This window comes from Faecalibacterium sp. HTF-F, assembly GCF_023347535.1.
GTDB classification, from domain to species: domain Bacteria; phylum Bacillota; class Clostridia; order Oscillospirales; family Ruminococcaceae; genus Faecalibacterium; species Faecalibacterium wellingii.
In genome coordinates, this window is sequence record NZ_CP094473.1 from 266646 (window position 1) to 284349 (window position 17704).

Genomic DNA, 17704 nt, shown 5'->3' on the forward strand with positions numbered 1-17704 from the left:
TTTACTCGTCCTCCTTCCGGAAGCTGGTGGGGTGGGTCATCCAGGCCTCGCCGTAGCGTGCCGTGAGCAGATCGCCCACAGCCAGTGCGGCGGCGCAGCTCTGCACGATGGCGGCTCTGGGCACGATGCAGGGATCGTGCCGGCCCTGAATGGACAGCTGTGCGTCCTTTTTGGCAAGATAGTCCACCGTGTCCTGCTGCTTGTAGATGCTGGGTGTGGGCTTGACCACGGTGCGGAACACCACCGGCATCCCGTTGGCGATGCCGCCGTTGACGCCCGCATTGTGGTTGGTGGCAGTGACGACTGCTCCCTCCGGCGTCATGCGGAAGGCGTCGTTTGCTTCAGAGCCGCGCATTCCGGCAAAGCCGAAGCCGGTGCCGAACTCGATGCCCTTGACGGCGGGCACCGAGAACGCCAGATGTGCGATCTCGCTCTCCACACTGTCGAAATAGGGCTCGCCGATGCCGGCCGGCAGGCCGAGAATGGCAGTTTCCAGCATCCCGCCCACGCTGTCGCCCTCGGCTCCGGCGGCACGGATGGCGGCTTTCATGGGTTCTTCTACGCTCTCGTCCAGCACCGCAAAGCCCTCGGGCTTGCTGGCAAGGGCTTCCACCTGTGCAGCCAGCTGCGCGGCATCGTCCAGCGCAAAGCGGGTGTCCGCAATGCCGGCACACTCCGCGATATGGGTGGTGATGTCGATGCCCGCACGGTGCAGTGCGCTCAGCACGATGGCACCGCCCGCCACAAGGGCGGCCGTCACCCGGCCGGAGAAGTGCCCGCCGCCCCGGGCATCCTGAAAGCCGTGGTACTTGGCGTAGGCGGTATAGTCTGCGTGGCCGGGGCGCAGAAGGTCTGCGGTCTTGGCGTAATCGCCGCTGCGGGTGTTGGTATTTTCGATCATCAGGGCAATGGCGGTGCCGGTGGTGCGGCTGTTCACCACGCCGGACAGCAGCTGCACGGCATCCGCTTCCACCCGGGGGGTGGACAGGCCGTCGCCCCGGGCACGGCGCTTGTCCATGCAGGCGGCGAGAAAGGCCTCGTCCACCGGCAGGCCTGCGGCCATGCCGTCCAGCACCGCGCCGATGGCGCGGCCGTGGCTCTCGCCGAAAATGGTCAGCGAAAGGTCGCTGCCGAATGTATTTTTCATGGCTTACTCCTCAATGCCCAGCAGGGGACGCAGGCCCTCCACCGGGATGGTCTCGGCGCGCCAGCAGCCCAGACCCGGCACCTTGATAATGGTGATCTGGCCGCTCTGTGCCTTTTTGTCGTGCAGCATTTCAGCCAGCACCTTTTCCTTATCGTAGGTGGTGCGGGTGGGCAGGCCGAGGCGGCGGTATACCGCGCGCACCCGTTTCTGCAGTGCCTTGGATTCGATCATGGGCAGCATGCCCAGCGCCACGCACTCGCCGTGGTAAAGGCCCACGGTGCGGCGGCCCTTGATGCCCTTGACGGCCTCGATGCCGTGGCCGATGGTGTGGCCGAAGTTCAGGGCCTTGCGCATCCCCTGCTCGGTTTCGTCCTGCTCCACGATATTCTTCTTGAACCGCAGGCTGCGGCAGATGATCTCGCCGATCTGGGCATCCACATCGCCATTTTCAAAGATCGCGAACAGCTCCGGGTCTGCCAGCAGGCTGGCCTTGACGGCTTCTGCCAGACCGTTGATGAAGTGGCGGCGGGGCAGGGTGGCAAGGGTGTCCGGGTCCACGATGACCAGCTTGGGCTGCCAGAAGGCACCTACGATGTTTTTGGTATCGCCCAGATCCACGGCGGTCTTGCCGCCGATGGAGGAATCGATCATGGAGAGGGTGGTGGTGGGGCAGTTGATGAAGTCGATGCCCCGCATGTAGATGGAAGCGGCAAAACCGGCCAGATCGCCCACCACGCCGCCGCCTACGGCGATCACCAGATCGCCGCGGCCCATGCCGAATTCCAGCATCTGGCGCAGCACGGATTCCAGAATTTTAAAGCTCTTGCTGGCTTCGCCCTGGGGCACCGTGATGATGCGGGCATCCTTGCACTGGTCGGCCACCATCTGGGCGTACTGTGCAGGCACACCGCTGTCGGTGACAACCGCCACCCGGCGGTCCAGCCGGGCGAACTGGTACAGGTTTTCCAGCGAGCCGCTCTTCACGATGATGTCGTAGCTGCGCTCGCCCAGATTCATAGTCAGCTTGGTTCCGATAAATTCACTCATTTGGTATACACTCCTAACAGCCGCACGGTACGGCAGGTGCGGTCAAGCTCGCGCAGCAGCGCGGCGGTCTCATCGGCGGTGGGGTCGCCCACCAGCTCGACGTAAAAGTAATATTCAAAGGGTACATGGGGCATGGGCCGGCTCTTGATGGATTCCATATTGAAGCCGCTGGCACCGATGATCTGGATCACCTCGCCCAGCTTGCCGGGCTTGTTGTCCACCGTGAACAGCAGCGAGAAGCGGTTGCCGCCGGTGGGCTTTTCGCGGCTGAGCACGATAAAGCGGGTGGTGTTGTCGCCGTCGGTGTTGATGCTGGGCACCAGCACTTCCAGCCCGTACAGCGCCGCCGTCTCCACGCTTGCAATGGCCGCTTTGGAGGCGTCGCCGCTTTCGGCCACGAACTTTGCGGCCATGGCGGTGTTGGCCATGGCGGTGGCGGGCAGGCCGAACTGCCTTAAAAAGGTCTCGCTCTGGGCGATGGCCTGCTGATGGCTGTAGACGCTTTTGATCTGGTCGAGCTTTGTGCCCGGCAGCACCAGCAGGTTCTGGGAGATGGGCAGATCGTACACATCCACCACCCACAGCGCCGGGTGATTGTAGCACAGATCCAGCACGGCAGAAACATCGCCTGCATGGCTGTTCTCAAAGGGAACGACGCCCCGGGCGGCATCGCCGCGTTCCACCGCGTCAAACACCTCGTCCCAGGTAGGGTAGCTCACGGCCTCGGCGTGGGGAAACAGCGCCCGGAGGGCGATGTGGGCAAAGGCACCCTCCACGCCCTGATAGGCGGCGCGGTTCTGGCCCAGCACCACGGCTTCGTACTGCTTTGCCACATCCATCAGGTTCTGCACGTGATCCTTATAATAGGGCCGCAGGGCGGGAGACTGAATGCGGGCCGCAGCCTTTTCCAGCACTGCCGTCTCGCGGGCAGCGTCGTAAATGGGCAGGCCGTGAGCTCTTTTGTATTCTGCCACCTGCAGCACGGCGGCCATCCGCCGCTCAAACAGTGCGGCAAGCTGGGTATCCACTGCGTCGATCTCGGCGCGTGCCTGTTCCAGTGCGTCCATGGGTTCACATCCTTTTATATGGCTCAGATCGGCCATTTGATTCTCAGATACCCAGTAAGTATACCATAACTGGGACGGAGAAACAACAAGGCCTCCGGCGTTTCAAAGGGGAGAATATTTCAAATGAGATATGTGTAAAAGGAACAAAATAGAAAACGAACTCCCTCAGTCAAACCCTTGCGGGTTTGCCAGCTCCCTCAAAGAGGGAGCCTTTGACAAAGCGGAAAAGTTTCCGGCTCTGCCAAGGGCCCCATCCCCGAGGGGGCTGTCGCCGAAGGCGACTGGGGGAGTTTTATTTGCACATTATCTGTTTTTCAGCAGCTCTTCCCTGCTTCTTGCCTTGCCGTAATATCTCCCGTAGGGATTGTCCAGCGCCGCCGCAAGGGAGACCGGCTTTTCCGGCTCCGGCTTTACCACCGGTTTTGCCGTCCGGTCAAAGCGGAGCTGTGCGGCGGGCCCGCCGCGCGTTATCCGGAATCGCATGGCTCACCCCTTGGCCCCGGCGGTGGAAACAGCCCCGGCGGTCAGGGCACTCCAGAGCGCCTCGCCGCCAGCCAGCAGGTCGGCGGTGTCCTTGTTCCATGCACCGCGGATGCCGATGTAGTACCGGCTAAGCAGCTCCTGACTGGAGCCGCTTTCGCTCTGCACGGCATCGGAGGCATAATCGCCCAGATCAAGGCTGGTCAGCACCGGGCAGTCGGTCCAGCGGTAGACCATGTTCCACCAGTCGCTGTCTGCATCGGACTGGGGCAGGCTGCCGTCAAGGTAGCGCAGGGTCCCGGTGGTCTTCTGGAAGCCTGCGGGGTCGTACAGGATGAAGATGGAGCTCAGCGCGCCCTGAATGTCGGTGGAAAGCTTGGTGGTGCCGGCCATGTCAAGGTAGGCGTCCGACTCCTCGTTGCCAAAGTCCATGGTGTAGAGATTCAGCTTTACCACCACCTTGCCATCGCCGTTCCGGTCCTCACCGTAGGCGGCAAGGGCGTCCTGCAGGGCGGTCTGGGTGGCTTCCGGCAGGTAGTGGGGGGCCACCACCGCCACATTGTAATCTGCATGGACGGTAAAAAAGTACTGCCCGATGAAGTTGTAGCCGAAGAACACCACGATGATGCCGATGATGATGACCCACTTGAGATTGTAGTCCCACCAGTTGGCCCAGCGTTCCTTGCGGGTGTACTGGCGCTGTTTGCGGGGCTGGAGGTCTTTGGGGTCGATATCACGTTCATAACGGTAGCTTGCCATAGAAAAACTCCTGATTTTGATGATTCGGCTGCGCGGGCCCTTACAGCTGTGCCAGAATGGCCTGACGCACTGCATCGGGCAGCTGCTTCTGCTCGGCCTTGCTCATGCCTTCGGTCCGGATGGGCGGCAGCACCTTAATATGCACGCTGCCCGGATGGCACAGGTTGCCGTTGCCCTCAAACAGGGCACGGGCACCGGTCAGGGCTACCGGCACCACCGGCACGCCGGTCTTGACGGCAATGCGGAACGCACCGGCCTTAAACTCGCCGGCGCCGCCTTCTTCCCCTTTGTAGCGGGTGCCCTCCGGGAAGATGACAAAGCTTTTGCCGCTTTCCACAATGGCGGTGGCATCGTTCAGGGCGCGGACGGAAGCCCGCAGGTCATCGCGCTGGACGAATACGCAGCCCAGCAGCTTCATCCAGCGGTTCAGAAGCGGGATCTTTTCCAGCTCTTCCTTGGCAAGGATGCCGTGGGGCTTATCCAGACTGGCCAGCAAAAGCGGGATGTCGTAGTAGCTGCGGTGGTTGCCCACAAACACGCAGGGGGTGTCCTTGGGGATATTCTCAAGGCCCTCCACGCTCAGGGAAACGCCGGTCACCTTTAAAATGCCCCGGCTCCAGTGCGGGATATGCTTGTTGACAAGCTCTTCCACCAGCTGCGTGTCGCCTGCAGCCAGGGCGCGTTCCGCCCGGCGCAGCACGCCATAATGGACGATCATATAACCAAATAAGTAGATAAACATCGCAATCGTGCGAAAAATACTCATTGTGTTTTCCTCCCTTCGGCAAAATATGCCATTGTCATTGTATCACACTTTTTGTAAAAAGGGGAGAAATAACACTTTTTTTACAAATCGGAGGATCTGCGGTCTTGCAAAATTGACAAAATGCGGGTATATTTATAGTTGTAAAGCCAGCACAATGGCACTTTCTGTGTGAAACACCTTTGCTGGACCAATGGGAGAAAGAGAAAGGTACCATAGAATATGGGTTTATTTCCTTCTGCAAACGACTTCAAAGCTGGCAAGGGCGTGGAAAAAGACGCCCCCCGCAAGACTGGCATAGGCCGCTTTTTTGAGCTTGTGGGCCGTGATATGAACGGCATGTTCCTTGCAAACCTGCTGGCCTGCATCGGCTTTCTGCCGGTGATCTGTCTGGTGTACATCGGCTTTCTGGCAAACAGCCTGCCTGTCATGCTGGCAAGCGCGGTGGTAGGCGGCATTCTGGCAGGGCCTGCGCTGGCCGGCATGTACGATACCGTGCTGCGCGCCCTGCGCGATGAGGCCGGTTACTGGTGGGTGACCTACCGCCGCGCCTTCAAGCGCAACTTCAAGGCCAGCATTGCGCCGGGCATCTTCTACTGCGTCGTGGTCACGATGCAGATCTTCCTTGTGTATTTCTGCTTCAGCATGCTGGCGCAGGGCACCAATGTGGGCGTGCCGCTGTGGGTGGCCACGGTGCTGAACCTGCTCATCTTCCAGATGCTGTTCGCCTACATGTGGCCGCAGGTGGTGCTGCTGGATCAGCCCTTCAGCCTGACGATGAAAAACAGCCTCAACTGCATGATCGCCTTCCTGCCCCACGCACTGGCGGCTGCCATCGTGCAGATCCTGTTCTGGGGCGTGGTGATCCTGTGCATGCCGCTGGGCCTGCTGCTGATGCTCATTTTCGGCTTCTGGTTCGTCACCGAGGTGTCCTGCCAGATCATCTACGGCGACATTGAAAAGGTATTCCACATCGAGGAGAGCATCCGCAAAATGAAGGATGCCGAGCTGGAAGCGGCCCTGAAAGAGGACTATGATTCCGGCGAGGACGACACCGAAAAATGATCTTCTGCCGGGAAGCTTCTCAAAGAGCTTTCCGGGACCGACCGAACAGCGTGAATTTCAAGAAGGGAGATGTGTCCCATGGAACAACGGAATAATCTGGTCCTGCAGGGCACCGAGACCTTCTCCCGCGGGCAGCTGGACAATGTGGCGCTGGACGGCGGTGCGCTGGTGCTGGACAGTGTGGCGGGCCGCTGCCTGCAGTACGGCAGCTACACCACGCCGGAGTTTGCCATGCCGCCGTTCTGCAACCTGAATGTCAGCTGGAACGCCTTTGCGCCCCACAACACCATGGTGGAGGTGCGCTGCCGGGTCTATGCCGGCAGCCGATGGACCGGCTGGATGAGCTTTGGCAAGTGGGCACCGGGTTATCCCCGCTGCAGCTGCACCTCCCAGAGCGACGACGGCATGATCTTCCTCATGGGCGATACCGTGACCGTGGCAACGCCCGGCGGCGGCACCGGCGTGCAGCTGCAGGTGAATCTTTCCACCAACGACGACAAGGTTTCGCCGCAGGTGCGGCTGCTGGCCGCTGCGGTGCGGCCGCTGGCGTGGGAAAAGCACAGCGGCCACCCGCTGAACCGGCAGCTCTATCTGCCGGAATACTGCCTTTCTGCCCACGACCCCAGCTTTGGCCGCACCATGGATCTGCCGCTGGTCATGGCGGCCCTGATGAACTGCTGGGGCGAGGATATCCTGCCCGAGGAAGTGGCCTACGTGATGGAGGACATGGCTGACAGGACCACCGGCAATGCCGCATTTGCAGCGGCTGCGGCGGGTTGCTGCGGCTACCCCTGCTGGCAGGCATGGATGGACCTTGCCGACCTGCGCGCCCAGATCCACGACGGCTGCTGTGTGGCGGTGCAGGTGGAACGGCGCGTGCGGGGCCAGCGGGACCCGGTGCGGGTCTGGATGGGCCTGCGGGGCTTCGATCATGACGAGGCCCGGATGGTGGATCTGGTGCAGCTCAACGACCCTGCGGCAGATTCCGATGGCTCGGTGGGCACCACCATGGCGCTGGTGGATTTTATGCGCTACTTTACCGGGCGGGCCATTGCCCTGCGCGCAAAGCCCCGCGACATTGCATCCAACCGCCCCCGGCGGCTGCGCTGTGAGCTTGTCCCCGGCAAGGAAGAGGGCGTTTATTTCTTTGAACAGCACGGTGAGACCGACCCGCTGCCGGAGGATTTTTCCGGCTGGACGGCCTACGCTCTGCACGACGGTGTGGCCCACGCCACCACCGCCCACCGTAATTTCCACTGCATGGAGCGCACCCGGGACGGCGGCATCCGCTTCCCGGCAGCGCAGATGGCCGAGGGCGGACGCTGCAGCGTGTACGCCGTGGACCAGACCGGCACCATGCGGGTGGCGGAGGTGCGGCTGCCCAAGCCGAAGCCTGCACCGGATACAGCACGACCGGCTTCCAAAGCACAGGCAAAGCCGGAGAGATGACCGGCAGCACCTGAGCGAAATCATACACACAGGAGGAACACATTATGGCAAAGACGATCATCACTTTGGGACGTGAATACTGCACGGGCGGCCGCTACATCGCAGAAGATGTGGCAAATGCACTGGGCATCAAGCTTTACGACAAAGAGCTGATCACCATGGCTGCAAAGCATTCCGGCCTTTCGGAAGAAGCTGTTGCCGCCAGTGAAAAGCGGCATACCCACAGCCTGCTGTACAGCCTGTACACCATGGGCAATGAGCTGCCGCTGGGCGATCAGGTGTTCATTCTTCAGAGCCGCATCATCAAGCAGCTGGCCGAGGAAGGCCCCTGCGTGATCCTGGGCCGCTGCGGCGACTACGTGCTGCGCGAGCGCAAGGATGTGCTGCGCGTGTTCGTGTATGCACCCAAGGAGTGGCGGCTGGAATACGCAAAGACCAACCCGCTGGTCAAGGCCAAGGACGAAAAGGGCATCAAGGAAGAGGTGGAAAAGACCGACCGCAACCGCTCTGCCTACTACAACTACTACACCCAGAACCGCTGGGGCGATGCCCACAACTATGATCTGGCCATCAACGCAGCTCTCGGCCGCGAAACCTGCGTGAAGATGATCCTGGACGCAGCTGCCGCCAAGGAGAAGAACCTCGGCTGACCGCCGGAGCGCTTCAAAAATAAAACAACGATGATTCGTGGGTAGGGTGTGCAAGCGCCCTGCCCACGTTTCGGGCAACGGCGACGACCGCGGCCTGCGGCCAAAGACTTCCCCCGGCCGGGGGAAGATGTCGCATAGCGACAAAAGAGGGAATGCAGGGAGGAGCCGTTGGGGCAGCGGCCAGCAGGACACGAGTGCCGCATGGGCGGTCACGAAGTGGACGCTGGGAGCCGCAACCCGGGCGCTGATGCCGTTTCCGGTTTTCAGAAGCCCTGCCAGCTGCACAAGTGCGGCAATATGTCTCTTGCAAAAACCATCTCAAGTCAAAAGGAGCAAACGTGGAAACAAAGCAATCCCAAACCTCTCCCGCCGCGCGGGAAAATATCATGGGCACCATGGAGATCAACCCTCTGCTGGTCAAGCTGAGCGTACCCATGATGATCTCCATGCTGGTGCAGGCACTTTACAACGTGGTGGACTCGGTGTTCGTGTCCCATGTGAGCGAAAGCGCCCTCACCGCCGTCTCGCTGGCGTTCTCGCTGCAGAACGTGATGATCGCCGTGGGCGTGGGCACCGGCGTGGGCGTCAACGCCCTGCTGTCCAAGAGTCTGGGCGAAAAGAACCAGCACCGTGCCAACGTTACGGCAGAGAACGGCATCTTTCTTTCACTGTGCAGCTTTGTGGTGTTTCTGGTCATCGGCCTTACCTGCATGAAGCCCTATTTCTATGCGCAGACCAGTGATGCAGCCATTGCCCAGCAGGGCATCCAGTATCTTTCGGTGTGCTGCATCTTCAGTCTGGGCCTTTTCACCCAGACCATGGGCGAAAAGCTGCTGGCCGCGACCGGCCGCACCCAGCTGAGCATGATCAGCCAGCTGGTGGGTGCAGTGGTGAACATCATTCTGGACCCCATCTTCATCTTTGGCTACTGCGGGCAGGCGCTGTCCGGCACCACCGGTGCAGCTGTGGCAACGGTCATCGGCCAGTTCTGCGGCGCAGGCATGACCCTGTTCTTCAACCTGAACAAAAACCCGGATATCCAGATCAGCTTCAAGGGCTTCCGGCCCAGTGCCAAGGCCATTGGCCGCATCTACACGGTGGGTCTGCCCAGCATCGCCATGCAGTGCGTGGGCAGCCTGATGACCTTTGGCATGAACCTGATCCTCATGGCCTTCTCGGCTACGGCGGTGGCGGTGTTTGGCGTCTACTTCAAGCTGCAGAGCTTCGTGTTCATGCCCATTTTCGGCCTGAACAACGGCATGGTGCCCATCATCAGCTACAACTATGGTGCCCGCAGGCCGGACCGCGTGAAAAAGACCATCAAGCTGGCGGTGTGCTATGCCGAAGGCATCATGCTGGTGGGCTTCTGCATCTTCCAGTTCGCGCCCCGGCAGGTGCTGGGCATCTTTGCGGCCAGCGATGCCATGCTGGCCATCGGCGTCCCGGCCATGCGCATCATCTGCCTGCATTTCCTGCTGGCGGGTGCCAGCATCGTGCTCAGCTCGGTGTTTCAGGCACTGGGCAACGGCATCTTCAGCCTCATCGTTTCGGTCTGCCGTCAGCTGTTCGTGCTGCTGCCGGCCGCATGGCTGCTGGCACAGACCGGCAATGTCAACAATGTCTGGTGGGCCTTCTTCATCGCTGAGATCGTCAGTGTCCTGATGAGTCTGGCCTTCTATGCGCGTATCAACAAAACGACCATCGCACCCCTGTACCACTGACCCGGGTGCGGGCAGACGGCCCTGCAAACGAAAGGAACGTGAACTCTATGGTAAAAAAGCTGAAGTGGAATCTGGTCCTCATGAGTCTGCTGTATCTGGGTCTGGGCGTTTTTCTGGTTATGAAGCCCGGTACGGCCCTCAACATCGTGTGCTATGCGCTGGGCGGCGTGGTGCTGGCCTGCGCAGCGGTGCAGCTGGTTCGCTACTTTGCGGTGGAGCGCGGGGTGTTCCAGAGCCAGCTTACCCTGGTCTCCGGCATCGTGTGTCTGGCGCTGGGGGCTTTCCTCATCATCCGCAGCGACATCGTGGTGAGCATCCTGCCCATCGTGTTCGGCCTGTTCGTCATTTTTGATGCCATTGGCCGGGTGCAGAATGCGCTGGACCTGCGCCGCTGCGGCTACGACAGCTGGAAAGGGTTCCTGTTCCTGCCGGTGCTCAGCGTGGTGCTGGGCGTGGTGCTGGTCATCAACCCCTTCGGTGCCATGGAAACGCTGGTGATGGCCATTGGCATCATCCTCATCGTGGAGGGTGCCATCAACCTGCTCAGCGCCCTGTACACGGTGCTGGCCGTGCGCCGCTTTACCAAGCTGCACCCGGAGACCCAGTCCATGCTGGAGTCCTTGACCGGCGAAGACCTGAACGGTGACGGTGTGGTTGCCCCGGATGTGACCCGCACCGATGCCGAGGCCAGTGCTGTGGAGCTGGATGAGGTGGACGAGAGTGCCACTGTGGAGCAGGAAAACGAGAAATAAACCCTCTCAGGCGCTCCGCGCCAGCTCTCCCGAAGGGCGAGCTTAATGCGCTGTTTTGATGACGTTTTCCTCATACTGTGAAGAAGGTGTACCCTTTCTTCCGCAGGAAAAAGCTCCCCCTGAGAAGACAGATTTCCCCCGGCCGGGACAGATTCTCCCCGCGCCGGGGAGAAATGTCACCGCAGGTGACAAAAAGGGGAATCTGGCAACGCCGTCAGGCGTTGACTGAGAGGGTTTTATACTAACGACTAAGCAAAGGAAAAAGAGAAAATGGAAAAGTACGATCTGATCATCGTGGGCGCCGGTCCGGCCGGCATCTTTACCGCTGTGGAGCTGCTGCGCCACGGCAGCAAAAAGAAGATCCTTCTGGTGGAAAAGGGCAAGCCGGTGGAAAAGCGGCACTGCCCCAAGGCCGAAGTGGGCCACTGCGTCAACTGCCGCCCCACCTGCGCCATCACCACCGGCTTTTCCGGTGCAGGTGCCTTCTCGGACGGCAAGCTGAGCCTCTCCTATGAGGTGGGCGGCGACCTGCCCACCCTGATCGGAGAGGAGTTTGCACAGGAGCTCATCGACTACACTGACAAGATCTATCTTGAGTTCGGCGCAGACCCCCATGTGGAGGGTATCTACACCGGCGAGGAGATCAAGGAGATCCGCAAGAACGCCATCCATGCCGGCCTGAAGCTGGTGGACTGCCCGATCCGCCATCTGGGCACCGAGAAGGCACAGCAGCTGTATCTGGCCATTCAGAACCATCTGGCCGACAGCGGCGTGGAGATGCTGTTCAATACCGAGTGCGAGAACATCATCCTTGAGAACGAGGAGTGCAAGGGCGTGCTGCTGAAGGACGGCGATCAGGTCCGGCCTGTGTATGCAGATACCGTGGTCATCGGCACCGGCCGCCGCGGCGCAGACTGGCTGGAAAAGATCTGCACGGAGCACCACATCGCCCATAAGCCCGGCACCGTGGACATCGGCGTGCGCGTGGAGTGCCGCAACGAGGTCATGGAAAAGGTGAACAAGGTGCTGTATGAGTCCAAGCTCATCGGCTACCCTAAGCCCTGGAAGAACAAGGTGCGCACCTTCTGCCAGAACCCCGGCGGCTTTGTGGCGCAGGAGAACTACGACAACGACCTTGCCGTGGTCAACGGCCACAGCTTCAAGGAGAAAAAGAGCGAGAACACCAACCTTGCCATTCTGGTCTCCCACAACTTTACCGAGCCCTTCAACCAGCCTATCGCCTACGCCCAGAAGGTGGGCGAGCTGACCAACATGCTGGGCGCAGGCCACATCATGGTGCAGCGCTACGGCGACATTCTGGACGGCAAGCGCACGTGGCAGAAGGAGCTGGCACAGTCCAACGTGAAGCCCACCCTGAAGGACGCCGTGGCAGGCGACATCACCGCCGCCATGCCCTACCGCGCCATGACCAACATCATCGAGTTCATCAAGATGCTGGATATGGTGGTGCCCGGCTTTGCCGCCAACGAGACCCTGCTGTACAGCCCGGAGCTGAAGTTCTACTCCAACAAGGTGAAGATGGACGAGAACTTGGACACCAACATCAAGGGCCTGCACTGTCTGGGCGACTCCTCCGGCTGGACCCGCGGCCTGATGATGGCTTCGGTCATGGGCGTGCTCATGGGCCGGAAGCTGGCCGAGAAGGAAGGCTGCTGAAAACAAGCATCAACGAAAACAAAAAATCCCGGCACCGCAAGGTGTCGGGATTTTTTAGGTTTAAAAATCAGCCCTCGATGAGCTCCACGGTCTTCATCTTGACCGGGGTGGTGGGCTTGTCGTTCCAGTCGGTGCGGACCGCTGCGATCTTATCCACAACATCCATGCCTGCAACCACCTTGCCGAAGGCGGCGTACTGGCCGTCCAGATGGGGTGCATCCTGATGCATGATGAAGAACTGGCTGCCGGCGCTATTGGGGTTCATGGCGCGTGCCATGCTGATGACGCCGCGGGTGTGCTTGATAGGGTTGTTCACGCCGTTGGCGGCAAACTCGCCCTTGATGTTCCAGCCGGGGCCGCCGGTGCCGTTGCCCAGCGGGCAGCCGCCCTGGATCATGAAGCCGGGGATCACGCGGTGGAAGGTCAGGCCGTTGTAAAAGCCCTCGCTGACCAGCTTCTTGAAATTCTCACAGGTGATAGGAGCGGCTTCTTCGTTCAGCTCGATATCGATGATGCCGCCGTCTTCCATAGTAATGCGAACCATAACGCTACAATACTCCTTTTGTGTTGCCCCGCAGCAGTGCGGGAGTGTTCGGCAGAAGGCCTGCCGGATATCTCTTATAGTATACCATAGGTTTTGGGGGTTGCAACGGCGCAGATGCAACGTTTTTGTTAAAATTCATCTTTCATCTCCACCATATCGGCCCAGAAGCGCTTGGGGCAATGGCTCATGCGGCCTTTTTCGTTGTGACGCGCCTGAATTTCCAGCGTTTTGTAGAACTGGGTCCACAGGGCCTGAAACTGCTGCTCCCGCTCGCTGGGCGGCGGCAGCTCCAGCGGTGCAGCCAGCTCCAGCAGCCGGGTCTTGTGCGCCTGCTGCAGCAGCACGGCCTGATGCACGGCATCGTAGATCAGAAAGTCCTCTTCCGGGAACCGTCCGCAGAAATGGGGCCGCAGCAGCGGCAGGATGTAGTTTTTGGGGTGGATGACGGCCCCCAGCATCCCGTCATGCTCCTCGAAGCGGACGAAGCCCTGAAACTTGTCCACCTCCCAGTCCAGACTCTTTTTCATTTCGTACAGCGGGGCCACGTCCGGGTGGCCGGTGCGCTTTACGGTGCCGGGGCCTAGGGCAAAGGCCAGATGCAGAAAGCGGATGAGCAGCAGCTCCTTGTCCTCCCGCCCGGAGAGGAAATCCCGGCTGACAAGATACTCGGTCTCAGCCCCCAGCTTTCTGCCAAAGCTGGCGAACACCCGCTGCGCCCGGACGTGGTCGGTGGGGATGTCCTTCACCGGATAAAGCGTGGAGGTCTCCCGCTGGGGCGTCCACACTGCAAAGGGAATCTCGTGCTGGGCAAAGCTCTCGAATACACAGCACAAAAAGCCCTCAAAGCTGCCATCGTAGAGATAGACCACATCCGCATCGTGGAGCCTGCGGGCTCTCTGCGGGTTCACAGTGCCTTCGCCAGACATTGCACTGCCTCCTCTCGCACCATGCGCAGGGCGGCGCGCGGCGCCACGCCCTGCGTGATGAGCTCGTCCACCGCAGGCGGCGTGAACAGGCTCAGCTGCTCACAATTGCTGCCGAACACGTTGGGGTCGATGAGCGCCTGCGTGATGCGCTCCCGCCCGGCGGTGCCGCGGCCCGGGTGCGCGCCGGAAAAACCATTGCAGGTGATAAAATACTGCGCCCGCTTGAGCACCACGCCCATCCGCTTGAGCTCGTCCAGCCCGAGGCTGGACAGCTTGCGGGCGTGCCAGATGCGCCGGGCGCTCTTGGGGCCGATGCCCGGCACACGCAGCAGCATTTCAAAGGGGGCGCGGTTCACATCTACCGGGAACAGCCCGTAGTGCTGCACGGCCCAGTTGCATTTGGGGTCCAGATAAGGGTTGAAGTTGGGGCTGTCCCGATCTAAGATCTCGTCCGCCTCGAACTGATAGAACCGCAGCAGCCAGTCGGCCTGATACAGCCGGTGCTCCCGCAGCAGCGGCGGCTTTGTGTCCAGCGCAGGCAGGCGGCTGTCCTCGGCTACCGGGATATAGGCGGAGTAGAACACCCGCTTCAGGTTGTACTTCCGGTACATGCCCTCGGTGAGCTTCAGGATGTGGTAGTCCGTCTCCGGCGAAGCGCCCACGATCATCTGGGTGCTCTGCCCGGCAGGGGCGAACTTGGGGGCATGGCGGTAGACCGTCAGCTCCTGCTTGCTCTGGGCACCGGAGACTGCGATCTGCTTCATGGGGCGGAAGATGGAGTGCCGGCCCTTGTCCGGTGCCAGAAGATTCAGGCTCTGCTCGCTGGGCAGCTCCACGTTCACGCTCAGACGGTCGGCCAGATATCCCAGCTGCTGCAAAAGCTCCGGGCTTGTGCCGGGGATGGCCTTGGCGTGGATGTAGCCGCAAAAGCGGTATTCGCCCCGCAGCAGCCGCAGGGCGGCCAGCATCCGCTCGGTGGTGTAGTCCGGCGTGCCCAGCACCGCGCTGGAAAGGAACAGCCCCTCGATGTAGTTGCGGCGGTAAAACTCCACGGTCAGCTCGGCCAGCTCCCGGGGCGTAAAGGTGGCCCGGGGGATATCGTTGGAGCGGCGGTTGACACAGTAGCTGCAGTCAAAGGCGCAGCAGTTGGTCATGAGCACCTTTAAAAGGCTTACGCAGCGGCCGTCGGCGGTAAAGGCGTGGCAGCAGCCCGGCGCATAGCAGCTGCCCAGCGTTCCGGCCCGGGCAGTGCGTGAAGCGCCGCTGGAGGTGCAGGCCACATCGTATTTGGCGCTGTCGGCCAGAATGGTAAGCTTGTCCATCAGGGTCTGTTCCATGCAGAATACACCTCCAAAGTGGGAAAAACCGGAAAAAGGGTCAAAAAATAAAGCCATGCGCAAAATTGCAGATGGCTTTTATGGTTTCGGCCTTTTTCGTGAAAATGCGTTTGGAGCGCCCCGCAGGGCGCGACAAACGCGAAAATAAAAATAATTTTCCGCTGATCATGGCCAGAGTGAAACGGAGGCCATTCAAATGGTTGAATGGCTCACCACTTCGCTTTTGTCTCCACCACACGCCCGGCGATGTGCAGATGGTTCAGGTCTTCGCCCTTGATGACCATTTCGCTGTAGGCCGGGTTGAAGGGCTGCAGCACCACACAGTTGCCGCGCTGGATGTAGCGCTTCAGGGTGCCCTCGCCCTCGTCGCCGTAGATCAGCACGCCAAGATCGCCGTTTTCCAGCGTGTCCTGTCGGTGCACCAGCGCAAGGTCGCCGTCCTGAATACGGGGCTCCATGCTGTCACCGCGCACCACCAGATAGAAGTAGTTGGAGGGGTCCTTCACGCGGGCGTATTCCTGACCGTAGTCCTCCTCAAAGGCAAGGGCACCGTAGCCGGCCTTCACCGTACCGATGACCGGGATCAGGCTCTCGGAATAGCTGCCGAAGAACCGCTCCTCCGGCGCAGATACATTGCTCACCGGACGGTACAGGCCCAGCAGATAGTCTGCGGTGGTGTTCAGCAGCTCTGCAATGCGGGCCACCGTGGTGGGGTCGGGAGAGGATTTGCCGCTTTCCCATTTGCCGACGGCCTGCTGGGTCACGCCCAGTTTGGAAGCCAGCTCAGCCTGACTGACGCCCTGCTTTTTGCGGCACTGCTTCAAAAGTTCTGAAAACGACATGGTATATTCTCCTTTACACCGCGAGGAAATTTTCTTGTGATTATTATACAACAAAAAGGTGTGCTTGTAAAGAGGCTGAATGGGCCGAGACCAAAAAAGGTTGTGATAATTTTCTCTTTTTTGCGTCTGGTGAAAAAATTTGCATGAAAGGCTTGACAGCGGGGCACAAATCTGGTAAATTAAATAGGCATTCGACACGGCGTAAAGCGGATGTCCACAAGGAGAGATGTCCGAGTGGTTTAAGGAAGCAGTCTTGAAAACTGCCGTACGGCAACGTACCGTGGGTTCGAATCCCACTCTCTCCGCCATTTTTTATTGAATAAGTGTAATGCACTTTGCTCTGGAGTAGTACTCAAGAGGTCGAAGAGGCGCCCCTGCTAAGGGCGTAGGTCGTCTAAACAACGGCGCGAGGGTTCAAATCCCTCCTACTCCGCCAAGAAAAAGCTCGTTGATTCGTTGAAATCAATGGGCTTTTTCCTTTGTAAAGGAAAAATGCGGCTTGCGGAACAAAAAAGGAGGAACCAATGGCGTTTGGTGTTTTGGCGGGTCAGATCACTGTGATCTTTCTGGAGGTGCTGTTGGGGTATGTGGGGGCCCGCAGCGGCATCATCAAGGACCGGGACAGCAAGTTTTTGTCCGACTTCATCATGAAGCTCCTGCTGCCCTGCACCATGCTGGCAGGCGCTGCGGTGGAGGGTGAGCCGGAACTGCTCACGCAGGCCGGCATCCTGTTCGTTTTGCTGCTGCTGTTGTTTGTGGCAACCACGGCACTGTGCCGTGTGAGCAGCTGGCTGCACCACGACACGCCGGGAAAGTATGCGGTGCTGGTGGGCACGGCGGCCATGCCAAACTGCGGCTTTATCGGCCTGCCGCTGTGCAGTGCTCTGCTGGGCGCAGCACGGGGCACCGTGTTTGCGGGCATGGCAATGGCCTCTTATAATGTATGGTTCTTTACCTATGTGGTGTGCCTGTTCCGCCCCGGCGAGAAGATCCGGCTCAAGAGCTTCATCACCCCCACCAACATTGCCACCGTGGCCATGCTGGTGCTGCTGGCCACCGGCTGGCGTCTGCCCGCACCGGTGCAGCAGTTCTGCAGTGCGGTGGGCGGCTGCACCACCCCGCTGGCCCTTATGATCGTGGGTGTGCTGCTGGCAGACAGCGACATCCGCGCGCTGCTGCACACCGGCTTTCTGTACCGGGTCACCCTGCTGCGCGGCATCCTGTTCCCGCTGCTGTTTATGCTGCTGCTGTGGCTGCTGCCGCTGGACAATGTGCTGCGCACCGGCCTGTCCATCATCGCCTGCTGCCCGGCCGGCAGCCTTGCCGCGGTGCTGGCCAAGCAGACCGGCACCGAGGCGACCCTTGCCAGTCAGGCGGTGGCCCACTCCACCGTGTGCATGCTGGTCACAGTGCCTGCCATGCTGCTGCTGACCGGTGCGATGTTCCCGATGTGAGAAGCTGTAAAAAAAGCCCGCTGT

The 17704-nt window shown here is 60.4% G+C and carries 17 protein-coding genes and 2 tRNA genes; 9 read left to right on the top strand and 10 right to left on the bottom strand.

Annotated features, from left to right (window positions below; all coding sequences use genetic code 11):
* Position 1: 1 nt before the first annotated feature.
* The 6 genes from aroC to MTP37_RS01290 form a co-directional block, all read right to left on the bottom strand.
* Complete coding sequence (gene aroC, locus MTP37_RS01265; RefSeq protein WP_249237856.1) at positions 2-1147, bottom strand: chorismate synthase; 1146 nt, start codon at positions 1145-1147, stop codon at positions 2-4.
* A 3-nt stretch (positions 1148-1150) separates the two neighbouring features.
* The gene (aroB, locus tag MTP37_RS01270; RefSeq protein ID WP_249237857.1) at positions 1151-2194 is read right to left on the bottom strand and encodes a 3-dehydroquinate synthase; all 1044 of its coding nucleotides are present in this window, start codon (positions 2192-2194) and stop codon (positions 1151-1153) included.
* The gene (locus tag MTP37_RS01275; protein ID WP_249237858.1) at positions 2191-3261 is read right to left on the bottom strand and encodes a bifunctional chorismate mutase/prephenate dehydratase; all 1071 of its coding nucleotides are present in this window, start codon (positions 3259-3261) and stop codon (positions 2191-2193) included. The genes aroB and MTP37_RS01275 overlap by 4 nt, the downstream gene beginning before the upstream one ends.
* Before the next feature lie 303 nt (positions 3262-3564).
* A complete protein-coding gene (locus tag MTP37_RS01280; protein WP_249237859.1) occupies positions 3565-3744 on the bottom strand; it encodes a hypothetical protein in 180 nt (59 codons plus the stop codon).
* 3 nt (positions 3745-3747) lie between these two features.
* Complete coding sequence (locus MTP37_RS01285; RefSeq protein ID WP_249237860.1) at positions 3748-4500, bottom strand: hypothetical protein; 753 nt, start codon at positions 4498-4500, stop codon at positions 3748-3750.
* A 40-nt stretch (positions 4501-4540) separates the two neighbouring features.
* Positions 4541-5266, bottom strand: a complete 726-nt coding sequence (locus tag MTP37_RS01290; protein ID WP_249237861.1) for a lysophospholipid acyltransferase family protein — start codon at positions 5264-5266, stop codon at positions 4541-4543.
* Between the two features lie 219 nt (positions 5267-5485).
* On the opposite strand from MTP37_RS01290, the gene MTP37_RS01295 reads away from it, so the two are divergent.
* The 6 genes from MTP37_RS01295 (at position 5486) to MTP37_RS01320 (ending at position 12577) form a co-directional block, all read left to right on the top strand.
* Positions 5486-6328 carry a DUF624 domain-containing protein gene (locus MTP37_RS01295; protein WP_249237862.1) on the top strand — a complete coding sequence of 281 codons (843 nt, stop codon included), beginning with the start codon at positions 5486-5488 and terminating at the stop codon, positions 6326-6328.
* Between the two features lie 78 nt (positions 6329-6406).
* Positions 6407-7777: a hypothetical protein gene (locus tag MTP37_RS01300; RefSeq protein WP_249237863.1), complete on the top strand. Its 1371-nt coding sequence runs from the start codon at positions 6407-6409 to the stop codon at positions 7775-7777.
* 44 nt (positions 7778-7821) lie between these two features.
* Positions 7822-8427, top strand: a complete 606-nt coding sequence (locus MTP37_RS01305; RefSeq protein ID WP_249237864.1) for a cytidylate kinase-like family protein — start codon at positions 7822-7824, stop codon at positions 8425-8427.
* 338 nt (positions 8428-8765) lie between these two features.
* A complete protein-coding gene (locus MTP37_RS01310) occupies positions 8766-10148 on the top strand; it encodes an MATE family efflux transporter (RefSeq protein WP_249237865.1) in 1383 nt (460 codons plus the stop codon).
* A gap of 47 nt (positions 10149-10195) precedes the next feature.
* On the top strand, positions 10196-10900 hold the full coding sequence (locus MTP37_RS01315) for an HdeD family acid-resistance protein (RefSeq protein ID WP_249237866.1): 705 nt from the start codon (positions 10196-10198) through the stop codon (positions 10898-10900).
* 270 nt (positions 10901-11170) lie between these two features.
* On the top strand, positions 11171-12577 hold the full coding sequence (locus MTP37_RS01320; RefSeq protein WP_249237867.1) for an NAD(P)/FAD-dependent oxidoreductase: 1407 nt from the start codon (positions 11171-11173) through the stop codon (positions 12575-12577).
* Between the two features lie 67 nt (positions 12578-12644).
* On the opposite strand, the gene MTP37_RS01325 is transcribed toward MTP37_RS01320, so the two are convergent.
* The 4 genes from MTP37_RS01325 to MTP37_RS01340 all read right to left on the bottom strand — a co-directional run bounded on the left by MTP37_RS01325 (position 12645) and on the right by MTP37_RS01340 (position 16226).
* Positions 12645-13121 (bottom strand): peptidylprolyl isomerase, encoded by a 477-nt coding sequence (locus MTP37_RS01325; protein WP_249237868.1) that lies wholly within the window; start codon positions 13119-13121, stop codon positions 12645-12647.
* A 128-nt stretch (positions 13122-13249) separates the two neighbouring features.
* Positions 13250-14047 (bottom strand): TIGR03915 family putative DNA repair protein, encoded by a 798-nt coding sequence (locus MTP37_RS01330; protein ID WP_249237869.1) that lies wholly within the window; start codon positions 14045-14047, stop codon positions 13250-13252.
* The gene (locus MTP37_RS01335) at positions 14026-15384 is read right to left on the bottom strand and encodes a putative DNA modification/repair radical SAM protein (protein WP_249237870.1); all 1359 of its coding nucleotides are present in this window, start codon (positions 15382-15384) and stop codon (positions 14026-14028) included. The genes MTP37_RS01330 and MTP37_RS01335 overlap by 22 nt, the downstream gene beginning before the upstream one ends.
* A gap of 209 nt (positions 15385-15593) precedes the next feature.
* The gene (locus MTP37_RS01340; protein WP_249237871.1) at positions 15594-16226 is read right to left on the bottom strand and encodes a LexA family protein; all 633 of its coding nucleotides are present in this window, start codon (positions 16224-16226) and stop codon (positions 15594-15596) included.
* A 220-nt stretch (positions 16227-16446) separates the two neighbouring features.
* Between MTP37_RS01340 and MTP37_RS01345 the strand changes: the two genes are divergently transcribed.
* From MTP37_RS01345 to MTP37_RS01355, 3 genes are all read left to right on the top strand, one after another.
* A tRNA-Ser gene (locus MTP37_RS01345) sits at positions 16447-16534 on the top strand.
* Between the two features lie 34 nt (positions 16535-16568).
* Positions 16569-16662 (top strand) — tRNA-Ser (locus tag MTP37_RS01350).
* Positions 16663-16750: 88 nt separating this feature from the next.
* The gene (locus tag MTP37_RS01355) at positions 16751-17680 is read left to right on the top strand and encodes an AEC family transporter (RefSeq protein WP_249237872.1); all 930 of its coding nucleotides are present in this window, start codon (positions 16751-16753) and stop codon (positions 17678-17680) included.
* The last annotated feature ends 24 nt before the right edge of the window (positions 17681-17704 follow it).

Excerpts from the sequence above, each read along its gene's own strand:
- MTP37_RS01295 (WP_249237862.1), top strand. The coding sequence starts at position 5,486 with ATGGGTTTATTTCCTTCTGCAAACGACTTCAAAGCTGGCAAGGGCGTG.
- MTP37_RS01340 (WP_249237871.1), bottom strand. The coding sequence starts at position 16,226 with ATGTCGTTTTCAGAACTTTTGAAGCAGTGCCGCAAAAAGCAGGGCGTC.
- MTP37_RS01325 (WP_249237868.1), bottom strand. The coding sequence starts at position 13,121 with ATGGTTCGCATTACTATGGAAGACGGCGGCATCATCGATATCGAGCTG.
- MTP37_RS01355 (WP_249237872.1), top strand. The coding sequence starts at position 16,751 with ATGGCGTTTGGTGTTTTGGCGGGTCAGATCACTGTGATCTTTCTGGAG.
- MTP37_RS01305 (WP_249237864.1), top strand. The coding sequence starts at position 7,822 with ATGGCAAAGACGATCATCACTTTGGGACGTGAATACTGCACGGGCGGC.
- MTP37_RS01300 (WP_249237863.1), top strand. The coding sequence starts at position 6,407 with ATGGAACAACGGAATAATCTGGTCCTGCAGGGCACCGAGACCTTCTCC.
- MTP37_RS01320 (WP_249237867.1), top strand. The coding sequence starts at position 11,171 with ATGGAAAAGTACGATCTGATCATCGTGGGCGCCGGTCCGGCCGGCATC.
- MTP37_RS01315 (WP_249237866.1), top strand. The coding sequence starts at position 10,196 with ATGGTAAAAAAGCTGAAGTGGAATCTGGTCCTCATGAGTCTGCTGTAT.
- MTP37_RS01330 (WP_249237869.1), bottom strand. The coding sequence starts at position 14,047 with ATGTCTGGCGAAGGCACTGTGAACCCGCAGAGAGCCCGCAGGCTCCAC.
- aroB (WP_249237857.1), bottom strand. The coding sequence starts at position 2,194 with ATGAGTGAATTTATCGGAACCAAGCTGACTATGAATCTGGGCGAGCGC.
- MTP37_RS01275 (WP_249237858.1), bottom strand. The coding sequence starts at position 3,261 with ATGGACGCACTGGAACAGGCACGCGCCGAGATCGACGCAGTGGATACC.
- MTP37_RS01335 (WP_249237870.1), bottom strand. The coding sequence starts at position 15,384 with ATGGAACAGACCCTGATGGACAAGCTTACCATTCTGGCCGACAGCGCC.
- MTP37_RS01280 (WP_249237859.1), bottom strand. The coding sequence starts at position 3,744 with ATGCGATTCCGGATAACGCGCGGCGGGCCCGCCGCACAGCTCCGCTTT.
- MTP37_RS01290 (WP_249237861.1), bottom strand. The coding sequence starts at position 5,266 with ATGAGTATTTTTCGCACGATTGCGATGTTTATCTACTTATTTGGTTAT.
- aroC (WP_249237856.1), bottom strand. The coding sequence starts at position 1,147 with ATGAAAAATACATTCGGCAGCGACCTTTCGCTGACCATTTTCGGCGAG.
- MTP37_RS01285 (WP_249237860.1), bottom strand. The coding sequence starts at position 4,500 with ATGGCAAGCTACCGTTATGAACGTGATATCGACCCCAAAGACCTCCAG.